General features: G+C 72.3%; 10 protein-coding genes, 1 pseudogene and 1 riboswitch. Of the genes and pseudogenes, 8 read left to right on the top strand and 3 right to left on the bottom strand.

From position 1 onward, the window contains the following. Nucleotides 1-13 precede the first annotated feature (13 nt). Nucleotides 14-1,402, bottom strand: coding sequence for a class I SAM-dependent DNA methyltransferase (locus E1284_RS12205; RefSeq protein WP_207923705.1), 1,389 nt, complete (start codon nt 1,400-1,402; stop codon nt 14-16). A gap of 86 nt (nt 1,403-1,488) precedes the next feature. Between E1284_RS12205 and E1284_RS12200 the strand changes: the two genes are divergently transcribed. From E1284_RS12200 to E1284_RS12180, 5 genes are all read left to right on the top strand, one after another. Further along, nucleotides 1,489-2,607, top strand: coding sequence for a glycosyltransferase (locus E1284_RS12200; RefSeq protein WP_243714427.1), 1,119 nt, complete (start codon nt 1,489-1,491; stop codon nt 2,605-2,607). 57 nt (nt 2,608-2,664) lie between these two features. Next, complete coding sequence (locus E1284_RS12195; protein WP_243714426.1) at nt 2,665-3,447, top strand: SAM-dependent methyltransferase; 783 nt, start codon at nt 2,665-2,667, stop codon at nt 3,445-3,447. Continuing rightward, complete coding sequence (locus E1284_RS12190) at nt 3,444-4,565, top strand: cytochrome P450 (protein ID WP_131939158.1); 1,122 nt, start codon at nt 3,444-3,446, stop codon at nt 4,563-4,565. The genes E1284_RS12195 and E1284_RS12190 overlap by 4 nt, the downstream gene beginning before the upstream one ends. 133 nt (nt 4,566-4,698) lie before the next feature. Continuing rightward, the gene (locus E1284_RS12185; RefSeq protein WP_131939157.1) at nt 4,699-5,952 is read left to right on the top strand and encodes a lipase family protein; all 1,254 of its coding nucleotides are present in this window, start codon (nt 4,699-4,701) and stop codon (nt 5,950-5,952) included. 58 nt (nt 5,953-6,010) lie between these two features. Next, nucleotides 6,011-6,385 carry a DUF6221 family protein gene (locus E1284_RS12180; RefSeq protein WP_131939156.1) on the top strand — a complete coding sequence of 125 codons (375 nt, stop codon included), beginning with the start codon at nt 6,011-6,013 and terminating at the stop codon, nt 6,383-6,385. Here E1284_RS12180 and E1284_RS12175 read toward each other — a convergent pair. Beyond that, nucleotides 6,382-7,011 carry a nucleoside/nucleotide kinase family protein gene (locus E1284_RS12175; protein WP_131939155.1) on the bottom strand — a complete coding sequence of 210 codons (630 nt, stop codon included), beginning with the start codon at nt 7,009-7,011 and terminating at the stop codon, nt 6,382-6,384. The genes E1284_RS12180 and E1284_RS12175 overlap by 4 nt on opposite strands. 68 nt (nt 7,012-7,079) lie before the next feature. Continuing rightward, a riboswitch (S-adenosyl-L-homocysteine riboswitch) is annotated at nt 7,080-7,160 on the top strand. Nucleotides 7,161-7,184: 24 nt separating this feature from the next. Between E1284_RS12175 and metH the strand changes: the two genes are divergently transcribed. Continuing rightward, a complete protein-coding gene (gene metH, locus E1284_RS12170) occupies nt 7,185-10,796 on the top strand; it encodes a methionine synthase (protein ID WP_131939154.1) in 3,612 nt (1,203 codons plus the stop codon). Between the two features lie 67 nt (nt 10,797-10,863). On the opposite strand, the gene E1284_RS12165 is transcribed toward metH, so the two are convergent. Further along, nucleotides 10,864-11,646 (bottom strand): DUF2249 domain-containing protein, encoded by a 783-nt coding sequence (locus tag E1284_RS12165; protein WP_131939153.1) that lies wholly within the window; start codon nt 11,644-11,646, stop codon nt 10,864-10,866. A gap of 59 nt (nt 11,647-11,705) precedes the next feature. Between E1284_RS12165 and E1284_RS41385 the strand changes: the two genes are divergently transcribed. Together E1284_RS41385 and E1284_RS12155 are read left to right on the top strand one after the other, a co-directional pair. Continuing rightward, a complete protein-coding gene (locus E1284_RS41385; protein ID WP_165965229.1) occupies nt 11,706-12,875 on the top strand; it encodes a hypothetical protein in 1,170 nt (389 codons plus the stop codon). After that, a pseudogene (locus tag E1284_RS12155) lies at nt 12,872-13,359 on the top strand (multicopper oxidase domain-containing protein); the annotation flags it as partial. The gene E1284_RS41385 and the pseudogene E1284_RS12155, both read left to right, overlap by 4 nt.

Raw genomic sequence — 13,359 nt, 5'->3', positions numbered from 1 at the left:
CGGCCATCAGCGGTCAGCCATCCAGGCGTCCCAGTTCCGACCGGACGACCCGGTCGAGCCGCGCCGCCTCCTCGAAATGCGCGAAGAGCTCCTTGGTGAGGCGCTCGACCCTGGCGGCGGCGGGCTCGTCGTCCTGATGCCCGCGCGCGGTCCCGGCATACCGGCCGGGGGTCAGGACGTGGTCGTGGGACCTGATCTCGTCCAGGTCGGCCGAACGGCAGAATCCCGGGACGTCGGAGTAGCCGGTGCCGCGCCAGGAGCGGTACGTGCCGGCGATCCGTGCGAGGTCGTCCCCGGTGAGGACTCGCTCGGTACGGTCGACCATCGTCCCCATGTCGCGGGCGTCGATGAAGAGCACCGGGCCGCCGGCGGCGGAATGGTCGAAGAACCAGAGGCAGGCGGGAATCGGGGTGCTGCGGAAAAGGCGGTCCGGCAGCGCCACCACGCAGGACACCAGGCCCGCCTCGACCAGCGCCGCGCGAATCGCGCCCTCGCCCGACTGCCGCGACGACAGCGAGCCGTTCGCCATCACGACGCCCGCGCGGCCGCCCGGCCCGAGCTTGGAGATGATGTGCTGGAGCCAGGCGAAATTGGCGTTCCCGGCCGGCGGGACGCCGTAGCGCCAGCGCGGGTCGCCGGTGTCGCGGTACCAGTCCGACATGTTGAACGGGGGATTGGCCAGGACATAGTCGGCCTGGAGGCCGGGATGGGCGTCCGAGTGGAAGGTGTCCGCACGGTGGAGGTCGCCGGAGAGCCCGTGGACGGCGAGGTTCATCTTGGCCAGCCGCCATGTCCGCTCGTTCGCCTCCTGCCCGTACAGCGCGATGTCGTCGAGCCGTCCCCGGTGGCTCAGGACGAACTTCTCCGCCTGGACGAACATGCCCCCGGAACCGCAGCACGGGTCGTACACCCGTCCTTTGAAAGGCTCCAGGATCTCGACGAGCAAACGCACCACGCTCGGCGGCGTGTAGAACTCGCCGCCGCGTTTGCCCTCCGCCCGCGCGAACTTCTCCAGGAAGTACTCGTAGACCTCGCCGAGCACGTCCCGCGCGGCCTTCCCGCCGAAACGCACCTCGCCGATCACTCCGGCGAGTTCGCCGAGCCGCCGCTGGTCGACGCCGCCGAAGATCTTCGGTAGCGCGCCGTCGAGCGAGGGGTTGGCCCGCATCACCGCGTCCATGGCGGCGTCGATGCGCGCCCCGAGGCTCCCGGAGGCCCCGAAGTCCTCGGAGGTCGCGGTGAGATCCGTCCAGCGCGCCCCGTCCGGTACGACGAAGGGCCCTTCACCGGACGAGTCGGACACGTACTTGAGGAACACCAGCCCGAGAACGAAGTCCTTGTACTGCGCCGCGTCGACCGCCCCCCGCAGCTTGTCGGCGGCCTTCCAAAGGACGTCGTCCACCTGCGTGACTCTAGCGTCCCGCGCCCCACCGGCCCGTCCGGTGGACGCGCGCGCGGTGCGGTGCGAGGCTGCGGAGCGTGGTGATCGTGGACGTTCTGGCGGCGGCGGCACTGATCGGATGGCTGTACCTGGCCCTCGGCCACGGCGCCTTCTGGCGGACCGGGCCCGGACTGCCGGAGCAGGACGATCCGCCCGCCTGGCCGGAGGTCGCGGCGGTCGTCCCCGCCCGCGACGAGGCGGCCATCCTCCCCGAGACCCTCCCGACCCTGCTCGCGCAGGAGTATCCGGGCGTGTTCCGCGTGGTCCTCGTCGACGACGGGAGCAGTGACGGCACCGCCGGAACGGCCGCCCGGCTCACCGGGCACGTGATATCCGCGCGGGAACGCCCCGAGGGATGGGCCGGAAAGGTGTGGGCGATGTCGGAGGGCGTCCGGGCGGCCGGCGACCCGGATTTCCTCCTGTTCACCGACGCCGACATCGCCTACGAGCCCGGAACGGTGAAAAGGCTCGTCCGCGAGGCCGTCAATGCGAGGCGCGACCTCGTCTCCCAGATGGCGACGCTCAGCGTCCGCACGCGCTGGGAAAAAGTGATCGTTCCAGCATTCGTGTACTTCTTCGCGCAGCTCTATCCGTTTCGCCGCGTCAGCCGCGACGGGGCCCGCACGGCCGCGGCGGCCGGCGGCTGCATGCTCGTCCGCCGCGCCGCGCTGGACGAGGCCGGCGGCGTCGCGGCGATCCGCGGCGCGCTGATCGACGACGTGGCGATGGGACGCCTCATCAAGCGCGCCGGCGGGCGCTGCCGCCTCGACCTCGGCCGCGACGTCGTCAGCCGCCGCCCCTACCCCCGCCTCGCCGACCTGTGGATGATGATCGCCCGCAGCGCCTACCACCAGCTGCGCTACTCGCCGGCCCTGCTCGCGGGCACCGTCCTCGGCCTGCTGCTCCTGTACGCGGTGCCGCCCGCCGCGACGGTCGCCGGCGCCGTCACCGGCGACCTCGGCGCCCTCGCCGCGGGCGTCCTCGCCTGGACGATCATGACGCTGACCTACGTGCCGATGCTCCGCTTCTACGGCCTGTCGCCGCTGCGCGCCCTCGCGCTGCCCGCCGTCGCGCTCATGTACGCCGCCATGACGGTCGATTCCGCGCGCCGCCACCGGGCCGGAAGAGGCGGTGCCTGGAAAGGGCGCACCGCAGCCGCCCATTGACCTCCCTCCGCCATCCGCCGGGCGGCATAATGCAAATCCGGAACCAAGGGAGCCTGCGTGGACGAGACGAACGCCGCGATACCCAATGTCGCCCGGATGTACGACTACTACCTCGGCGGCAAGGACAATTACGAGGTCGACCGCGAAGCCGCCCGGAAGATTCTGCACGCCGCGCCCTTCACTCCCGTCCTGGCCAGGCACAATCGCCGTTTCATGCAGCGGGCGGCGCGCCATCTGGCCGCGTCCGGCATCCGGCAGTTCCTCGATGTCGGCACCGGGCTGCCGACCCAGGGGAGCGTCCACGAGACCGTCCGGCCCCTCGTCCCGGACGCGCGGGTCGTCTATGTCGACAACGACCCGGTCGTCGTCGCGCACGGCCGCGCGCTGACGGCCACCGACGAGGCGACGATCGTCGTCCGGCACGACCTGCGCGACGCCGGCGCGCTCCTCGACGACGGCGCGGTCCGCGCGGCCATCGACCTCGGCGAGCCGGTCGGGCTGATGCTGCTGTCGGTCCTGCACTGCCTCGCCGACGACGAAGGCCCGTACGCGGCGGTCGCCGCGCTGCGCGACGCGCTCGCGCCCGGCAGCCACATCGTCATCTCCCACATCACCGGGGACGACGAGGTCACCGAGAACTCCGTCAGCGTCTACGGGCGCGCGAACACCGGCATGACCCACCGGTCGCGCGAACGCCTGCTCGCCTTCTTCGACGGCTGGACGCTCCTGGACCCCGGCCTCGTCCGCCTGGACGAATGGCGTCCCGAACCGGCCACCGGGACGATCGGCGCCGGCGGCGACTACTACCTGTGCGGGGTCGGCATCAAGGAGGCGCGATGACCGCCGATGACGACCGGGGCGACGGCCTGCCCGAGACCGTCCTCCCGAGCGGCGCCACGATGAGGACCGCGCACCGGTACGAGGACGTCCGGCGCGTGCTGACCGACCCGCGCTTCAAGCGCGACCTGAGCGGGACGCCCGCCGCCCGCATGGTGAGCGGCAACGACATCAGCGACGACCCGCACCTGATCCTCAACATGGACCCGCCGGAGCACACCCGCATCCGCCGCATCGTCGCGGGCGCGTTCGCCCCGCGCCGGATCCTGCGGTGGCGCCCCCGCATCGTCGAGATCACCCGGGAACTGGCCGGTGAGCTGGCCGCGCAGGGCCCGCCGGCCGACCTGGTCGCCGGGTTCGCGTTCCCGCTGCCGGTCCGGGTGATCTGCGAGCTGCTCGGCGTCCCGGACGCCGACCGCGAGCGCTACCGCCGCTGGGCGGACGCGGCGCTGACCACGTCCGACCTGGACGCCGGCGGGCGCGCCGAGGCGGCGCGTGAGTTCCGCGACCACGTGCGCGGCCTGCTCGCCGAGCGCCGCGCGAACCCGGGCGAGGCGCTCATCGACGACCTCATCGCCGCCCGGGACGGCTCCGACGCGCTCACCGAGCCGGAACTGGTCAGCCTGGTCACCGCGCTGATCACCGGCGGCCACGAAACGACGGCGAACCTCATCGCGTCGGGCGTGTTCACCCTGCTCGGCGAGGACCGCTTCCGCGGCCTCGAACCGACCGAGGGGCTGGTCGAGGAGCTGCTGCGGCACGACACCCCGGCGCTGTACGCGCTGCCGCGGGTCGCGGCGGAGGACGTGGACCTGCCGTCCGGCCGCGTCGCCGCGGGGGAGCTGGTGCTGCCGCTGCTCGCCGAGGCGAACCGCGACCCCGGCATGTTCCCCGAACCCGACCGCTTCGATGCGACCAGGGACGGTCCCGCGCACATCGCCTTCGGGCAGGGCGCGCACTTCTGTCTCGGCGCGCGGCTCGCCCGCCTGGAGGCCGAGGCGGCGCTGGCCGTCCTGCTCGCCGAGTTCCCCGGCCTCGCGCTCGCAGTCCCGGCGGAGGAGGTCCCGTGGCGCGAGGCGAGCCTGGTCAGGGGCCCCACCCGGCTGCCCGTGCGGTGGTGACCCCGGTTTTGTCGAGCCGGGACAAAACCCGCCGCTCCGATGTGTCCCGAGCTTCATTGGAGTAAGTGTCCAATTACGTTACGGTCGGGTGGCCGTCACGCCGACGGCAGGCGAAGACGAAGGGTTACCCGCCATGTCCAACACCGTCCGCCGCGTGCTGCGCACCCTGGCGGCGTCCTGCATCGGCGTCGCCATGGCGGCGGCCACCCTGCAGGGCACCGCCGCCGCCGCGCCGCAGGACCCCGTACCCCCGGGGCAGGATCCGTTCTACACGCCGCCGTCCCCGCTCCCGGCCGGCGCTCCCGGCGACGTCATCCGGTCGCGTCCGGCCGTGTTCACCATGGACCCGCTCGGCCGCTCGCCGTACGAGGGCGTCAAGTCGTGGCAGGTCCTCTACCGCTCGGAGACCGCGCAGGGCGCGCCGACCGCCGTGTCCGGCATGGTGCTCGTCCCGACGAAGGCGTGGACGGGCCAGGGCGAGCGCCCGCTCGTGTCCTACGCCGTGGGGACGCGCGGTCTCGGCGACTCCTGCGCGCCGTCCTACACCCTCACCCAGGGCATGGACTACGAGATGTTCTTCGTCGCCGACGCGCTCAGCCGCGGCTGGGCCGTCGCCGTCACCGACATGGAGGGCCTCGGCACGCCCGGCCAGCACACCTACGAGGTCGGCCGCTCCCAGGGCAAGGCCGTCCTGAACATGGCGCGCGCCGCGCAGCGCCTCCCGGACGCGGGCCTCGGCGGCGCGCCGGTCGGCCTGTGGGGCTACTCGCAGGGCGGGACGTCCTCGGGCTGGGCCGCGGAGCTGGCCGAGAGCTACGCCCCCGACCTCGACCTCAAGGGCGCCTTCGCGGGCGGCGTCCCCGCGGATCTGCTCGCGGTCGCCAAGAGCCTGGACGGCTCGCCGTTCGTCGGGCTGATGTTCATGGCGGCGGTCGGCTACGACGCCGCCTACCCGGAACTCGACCTGGCGAAGTACCTCAACGACAAGGGCCGCGAGCTGCTGACGAAGGCCGAGCACCTCTGCCTGGTCAGCGTCGACGGTATCGGCACCCTCACCGGGACGCTGTTCAAGAAGATCAGCGACTACACCACCAGCGACCCGCTGGACACGCCCGAGTGGCAGCAGCGGCTCAACGCCAACAGGCTCGGCTCGACCGCCCCGTCCGTCCCGGTGCTGCAGACGCAGGCCGTCTATGACGAGATCATCCCGTTCGCGCAGGCCGACACGCTGCACAAGGCGTGGTGCGCGAAGGGCGCGAACGTGACCTGGAAGACCTACACGTTCGCCGAGCACGCCACCGGCATGCTCTGGAGCGAGCCGGACGCGATGGCCTTCCTCACCGACCGGTTCGCCGGCAAGCCCGTCACCGGCAACTGCGCCGCCTGACCCGGTCTCCGGAACTCCCATGGGGCCGTCCCGCTCTCGCAGAGGGCAGGATGGCCCCATGGACTTGGTGGAGTTCCTCCGCGCCCGGCTCGCCCGGGACGAGCAGATCGCCCGCGACTGCTCGTCCGCCCCCTGGAAGGCCGCCCCCTCCGGGACCGTCACCATCGACTCCGACGATCCCGCGTACGTCGCGAAGGCGGAGAACGACGCCTACGCCGAGCACATCGCCCGCCACGACCCGGCCCGCACGCTCGCCGAGGTGGCCGCCCGCCGCCAGATCGTCGACGACTACGAGAAGAACGCCTGGATCCTCGCCCAGGGCCATCGCACCCCCGAACTGGAGGCCGCCCAGGCCGCCCGCGAGCCGATCATCCGCCTCCTCGCCCTCCCTTACGCCACTCACCCCGCCTACCAGCAGGAATGGCGCCCCTAAACGTCGGTGATCAGTGCCGGATGGCCGGGGTCGTCCATCTTCAGGACGACGTCGGCGGCGCGCAGCGGGTCGGCCTCCCTCTCGTAGCGCGCGTAGGCGGGAAGTGTCCAGGACCGGTCATCCGGCATGCGGCGGGCCAGAGCGCCGCGCGACAGGGCCAGGTGGACGGTCAGCTCGAACGGCAGGCCGCGCCCGAGCAGCAGCGACCCGTCCAGCAGGCAGACCCCGCCGGGCTGGAGCGGCACGGGCCGCGCCCGCGTGGCCCGGTCGAGCTCCGGGTCCCACAGGCTCGGCAGGACCTTCCCCGTCCCGGACGGTTCCAGCGGCGCCAGCACCTCCCGGACGAGCCCGTTCACGTCGAGCCATTCGTCGTAATAGAGGTCGGGGTCGTCCCGCCCGAATTCGTAGCGCAGCGACGCCGGACGCAAGAAATCGCGCGCCGAGACGCGGACCACGTCCCGTCCCAGTGCGCGCAGTGGCGAGACCAGTGCGTCGGCGAGATCCGAGGGGGCGCCGGGGGGCGCGCCGTCGATCGCGACCCGCAGCCACGAATCCCGCCCGGAATCCGCGATCCGCTCGGAAAGCTCCGTGACCAGGAGCGACGGCGAGATCGGTCGTACGCGCATCACTTCATCCTGCCCGCAATGTGGGACGCGACTGACACACCGGATCTCGGGAAGGTAACCTCTCGGTACGGGCCGAGAGGCGCTGCAACGGGTGAGAACCCGCCACGCTCGGCTCGATGCACCGACTTCCGCAAGGGCGCCTCCCATATGAACTGGGAGGTGCTCGAAAAGTAATGACCCACACCAATCTGCGCGAGCTTCTGGAAGAGCGGATCGCGGTGCTGGACGGCGCCTGGGGCACGATGCTCCAGGGCGCGGGGCTCACCCCGGAGGACTACCGCGGCGACCGCATCTCCGGTGACCACGACAAGGACGTCACCGGCGACCCCGACCTGCTGAACCTGACCCGGCCGGACGTGATCCTGGACGTCCACCGGCAGTACCTCGCCGCCGGCGCCGACATCACGACGACCAACACCTTCACCGCGACCGGCATCGCCCAGGCCGACTACGGTCTCGGGGGCGACCTGGTGCGGGAGATGAACGTGCAGGGCGCGCGGCTCGCCCGGCAGGCGGCCGACGAGTTCGACGGGCGGCGGTTCGTCGCCGGCTCGGTGGGGCCGCTCAACGTGACGCTGTCGCTGTCCCCGCGCGTCGAGGACCCGGCCTACCGCACCGTCACGTTCGACCAGGTCAAGGACGCCTACGCGCACCAGATCGCGGGCCTGGCCGAGGGCGGCGTCGACCTGCTGCTGATCGAGACGATCTTCGACACGCTGAACGCCAAGGCCGCGATCGCCGCGGCCCGCGAGGTCGCGCCCGAGCTGCCGCTGTGGATCTCGGTGACGATCGTCGACCTGTCCGGGCGGACGCTGTCCGGGCAGACCGTCGAGGCGTTCTGGCGGTCGATCGAGCACGCCGAGCCGCTGGTCGTCGGGGTGAACTGCTCCCTCGGCGCCGCGGAGATGCGCCCCCACGTCGAGGATCTGGCCCGGCTCGCCGGCACCTACGTCGCCAGCCACCCGAACGCCGGCCTGCCGAACGCCTTCGGCGGCTACGACGAGACGCCCGAGGAGACCGGCGCCCTGCTGCGCGACTTCGCCGCGTCCGGCATGGTCAACCTCGTCGGCGGCTGCTGCGGGACGGGCCCCGCGCACATCGCCGCCATCGCCGAGGCCGTGCGCGGAATGGCGCCGCGCGAGGTCGCGCGGCCCGCGAGGGCGAGCCGTTTCAGCGGCCTGGAGCCGTTCGAGATCGGCGCCGACACCGGCTTCGTCATGATCGGCGAGCGCACGAACGTCACCGGCTCCAAGCGGTTCCGCAAGCTCATCGAGGCGGGCGACCACCAGGCCGCGGTGGACGTGGCGCTGGAGCAGGTCCGCGGCGGCGCGAACCTCCTGGACGTCAACATGGACGCCGACCTGCTCGAGAGCGAGCGGGAGATGACGACGTTCCTGAACCTGATCGCGACCGAGCCCGAGGTGGCCCGCATCCCGATCATGGTGGACAGCTCCCGGTGGACGGTGCTGGAGGCCGGGCTCAAGACCGTCCAGGGCAAGGGCGTCGTCAACTCGATCTCGCTGAAGGAGGGCGAGGAGCCGTTCCTCCAGCAGGCCCGCCGTATCCGCGACTTCGGCGCCGGTGTTGTTGTCATGGCGTTCGACGAGACGGGCCAGGCCGACACCGCCGACCGCAAGGTCGAGATCTGCGGGCGCGCCTACGACCTGCTGACGCAGAAGGCCGGGTTCCCCGCCGAGGACATCATCTTCGACCCGAACGTCCTTGCCGTCGCGACCGGCATCGAGGAGCACAACGGGTACGCCAAGGCGTTCATCGACGCGCTGCCGCGGATCAAGGAGCGCTGCCCCGGTGTCCGCACCAGCGGCGGCATCTCCAACCTGTCGTTCTCGTTCCGGGGCAACGAGGTCGTCCGCGAGGCGATGCACTCGGCGTTCCTGTACCACGCCGTCCGCGCCGGGCTCGACATGGGCATCGTGAACGCCGGGCAGCTCGCCGTCTACGAGGACATCCCCGCCGACCTGCTCGAACTGGTCGAGGACGTCCTGTTCGACCGCCGCCCGGACGCCACCGACCGGCTCGTGTCGTTCGCCGAGAACGTCAAGGGCAAGGGCACCGTCCGCGAGGTCGACCTGTCCTGGCGGGACGCGCCGGTCGAGCAGCGCCTGTCGCACGCCCTCGTCCACGGGATCGTCGACTTCATCGAGGAGGACACCGAGGAGGCCCGGCAGCAGGCCGCCCGTCCGCTCGACGTCATCGAGGGCCCGCTGATGGACGGCATGAAGGTCGTCGGCGACCTGTTCGGGTCCGGGAAGATGTTCCTGCCGCAGGTGGTGAAGAGCGCCCGCGCGATGAAGCGCTCCGTCGCCTACCTGGAGCCCTTCATGGAGAAGGAGAAGGAGGAGGCGCTGCGCGCCGGCCGCGTCCAGCAGGAGCGCGGCCAGGGCAAGATCGTCCTCGCGACGGTGAAGGGCGACGTGCACGACATCGGCAAGAACATCGTCGGCGTCGTCCTCGGCTGCAACAACTACGACGTCGTGGACCTCGGCGTCATGGTCCCCGCCGCCAAGATCCTCGACACCGCGATCGCCGAGAACGCCGACGCCGTCGGCCTGTCCGGCCTGATCACCCCGTCGCTGGACGAGATGGTCTCCGTCGCCGCCGAGATGGAGCGGCGCGGGATGCGGCTGCCGCTGCTGATCGGCGGCGCCACCACGTCCCGGCAGCACACCGCCGTGAAGATCGCGCCCGCCTACGACGCGACCACCGTGCACGTCCTGGACGCGTCCCGGGTCGTCGGCGTCGTCTCCGACCTCCTCGACGAGGACCGCGCCGCCGCGCTGGACGCCGCCAACCGGGAGGAGCAGGCCCGCCTCCGCGAGCAGCACGAGAACAAGCAGCGCCGCCCGATGCTCACCATCGAGCAGGCACGGGCGAACCGGGAGCAGGTCGACTTCTCCGACCTTCCGACGCCCGACTTCACCGGCGTCCGGATCGTCCAGCCGGACCTCGCCGCGATCCGCGCGATGATCGACTGGCAGTTCTTCTTCCTGGCCTGGGAGCTGAAGGGCAAGTACCCGGCGATCCTCGACCAGCCCGTCGCCCGGGAGCTGTTCGACGAGGGCAACGAGCTGCTCGACCAGATCATCGCGGACGGCTCGTTCGAGGCGTCCGGCGCCTACGGGTTCTGGCCGGCGCACTCCGAGGGCGACGACATCCTCCTGGACGGCGGGCCGCGCTTCCCGATGCTGCGGCAGCAGACGTCCAAGCCGGAGGGCCGCCCGAACCGGTGCCTCGCCGACTACATCGCCCCGTCCGGCGACCACCTCGGCGGCTTCGCCGTGACGATCCTCGGCGCCGAGGACCTCGCCGCGAAGTTCGAGGAGGAGAACGACGACTACAAGGCCATCATGGTCAAGGCCCTCGCGGACCGGCTCGCCGAGGCGTTCGCCGAGTACGTCCACCTGGAGGCGCGGCGCGCCTGGTTCGAGCCCGGCTCCGAGCCCGACCTCGCCGACCTGCACGCCGAGAAGTTCCGCGGCATCCGCCCGGCGCTCGGCTACCCGGCGAGCCCCGACCACAGCCTCAAGCGGGCCCTGTTCGACCTGCTGGACGCCGGCCGCCTCGGCATGAAGCTCACCGAGTCGTACGCGATGTCGCCCGGCGCCAGCGTCAGCGGGCTGATCTTCGCGCACCCGGCGTCCCGGTACTTCACGGTCGGCCGCATCGGCAAGGACCAGGTCGAGGACTACGCCGAGCGCTGCGACCTCCCCGTCGCCGAGGTCGAGCGCTGGCTGGCCCCCAACCTCTCCTACGACCCCAAGTAGGGGTTCGAAGACGGAAAACGCCTGACGGCCACCGCGCCGCGGCCGTCAGGCGTGTCTCGTGGAGGGCTCAGGGACGCCCGATGCGGACCTTCCAGACCTCCGGGCCCGCCTCCTCGTAGTCCCAGCTGAACTCGCCGGGGAACTGGGCGGCGAACTGGTAGTAGAGCGGCTTCGGGTCGTGGTCGTTGACCAGCACGAACGCCGTCCCCGCCGACAGCGCCTGGAACGTCGCGAAGATCTGCTGGTGCCGCTGCCCGTGGGCGAGCACCCGCACGTCGAGTTCGCCGTCCGCCACTTCGGCGGTCGCGCCCGGGACGCCCGGGTGGGCGTCGTGGCCGCCGCAGGTGCACTGGTGGCCGTCGTCGTGGGACGCCGCCGCGCCCGCGCCGAGGATCTCGTGCATGCCGTCCAGCAGCGCGCCGAGGTCGACGCCCGCGTCCACCAGCGCGGGCAGGATCAGGTCGTTCTCCTTGTGCAGGTGCGACTGGAACAGGGCGTTGACCGCCGCCGCCGCGCCGACCGCCTCCGAGGGCGTGCGCGCCGCCGCCAGCTCGGCGACCTTCTCGCGCAGGACGACGTGCTCGCGCAGCATCGCGCGCAGCAGCAGCCGCGCCTCCGGCAGGTCCTCGGCCGCCTTGTAGAGCGTCCCCTCCTCGGCCTCGGCGTGCGGGATGATCTCGTCCGTGCAGAACGCGACGAGCTTGTCGCGCCGGTCGTAGGGGGCGGTGAGCTGGTCGGCCGCGCGCGCGATGGTCAGCGCGTGGTCGGCCATCGTCCGGCCGAGCCGCTCGTGGTGGTCGAGGATGGCCCGCACCGTCTCCTGCTGCGGGCTGGCGGTCGATGTGGTCATGAGCACTCCTCAGTGCCGGCCTGTTTTTCACAACACTACTTGTATTTATAATAGCTGCCATGGAGAATCAGGTCACAGGGGTACGCGACCAACGACCCCGGGCCGTGCCCCGGCCGGCGGCGCGCCGGCTCCCGCTGCTCGCCGGCGCGCTGCTGACCCTCCTCGTCGCCCTCTGGGGCGCCCTCAGCCTCCTCGACCTTCCCGTCCCGCTGCCGCGCACGTCGTTCGCGCAGCAGCACGGGCCGCTGATGGCCCTCGGCTTCCTCGGCACGCTGATCTCCCTCGAACGCGCCGTCGCCCTCGGCCGCCCCTGGGCCTACGCGTCCCCCGCGCTCGCCGCGGCCGGCGGCCTCATCACCGCCGCCGGGTTCGCCGTCCCCGGACGGCTGCTGCTCACCGCCGCCGGCGGCTGGCTCGTCGCGATCTACATCACGGTCCTCGGCCGGCGGACCGGACGCGACCTCGCCGTCCAGCTCGCGGGCGCCGTCGCCTGGTACGTCGGCGGCATGCTGTGGATCGGCGGCCGGACGGTCGGCGACATCGTCCCCTGGCTCGCCGCGTTCCTCATCCTCACGATCGCGGGCGAGCGCCTCGAACTGTCCCGCGTCGCCTCCTTGGGGCGCCGCGCGTCCGACGGGCTCGTCGCCGCGGCGGGGCTGCTCGGCGCGGGCGCGGCCGCCTCCGTGTGGTGGCCGGAGCCGGGCTGGCGCCTCACCGGCCTCGGCATGATCGCGCTCGCCGCCTGGTTCGCCGTCCACGATGTCGCGCGCCGCACCATCCGCGTCAAGGGCCTGCCGCGGTTCGCCGCCGCATGCCTCCTCGCCGGATACGCCTGGCTGGCCGTCGCCGGGGCCATCTGGCTCGCCGCCGGGGTCCCGTCGGCGACCGGCTTCTACGACGCCGCGCTGCACGCGGTGTTCCTCGGCTTCGTGATCTCGATGGTGTTCGGCCACGCGCCGGTGATCCTGCCCGCCGTGCTGCGGGTCCGGCTGCCCTACCACCCGATCCTGTACGTGCCGCTCGCCCTGCTGCATGCGTCGCTGGTGCTGCGGGTCGCGGGCGACCTGGCCGGTGTCGCGGTGGCGCGGACGGCCGGGGGAGTGCTCGGCGAGGTGTCCCTGCTCCTCTTCGGCGCCTGCGCCGCGGCCGCATCACGCCTGGTCAAAAGGGCCCCATCGCGCCCAGCGGGAGGGGCCGCGCCCGCGCCCGCCGGAAAGGAACCGACATGACGTCGCTCGGTGTGCGTCCGAAGGTCGGCGGCCCGCCGCCGGCCCCGCGCCGCTCGCGGTCCATGTGGCACGCCGTCGCGAACGGCGTCGTGCTGGTCTGGCTGGCGCTGACCGTCGCCGCCGCCTTCGTCCGGCATGACCTGCCCATGCCGCAATGGCTGCTGATCCACCTGTTCCTGCTGGGCGCGGTGACCAACGCGATCGTGACCTGGACGGAGCACTTCGCGTCGGCGCTGCTGCGCGTCCAGGCCCCGCCCGACTGGTGGCCGGTGACGCGGCTGGCGGTGCTGAACGCCGGGATCGCCGCGGTGCTGTGCGGGGTGTCCGAGGGCTACGCGGCGCTCGCGGTCGGCGGTGCGGCCGGCGTCGTGGGGGTCGTCGCGGCGCACATCGCGGTGCTCGCCCTGCGCGGGCGGAGCGCCTTGGGCGGACGGTTCGCGCACGTCGTGGCCTGGTACCTGTGGGCGGGGGCGGCGCCTGTCTC

Source organism: Actinomadura bangladeshensis (genome assembly GCF_004348335.1).
Lineage (GTDB): Bacteria > Actinomycetota > Actinomycetes > Streptosporangiales > Streptosporangiaceae > Spirillospora > Spirillospora bangladeshensis.
Note: the sequence above shows the minus strand (reverse complement) of the source record. Positions and strands in the feature narration are given on the sequence as shown.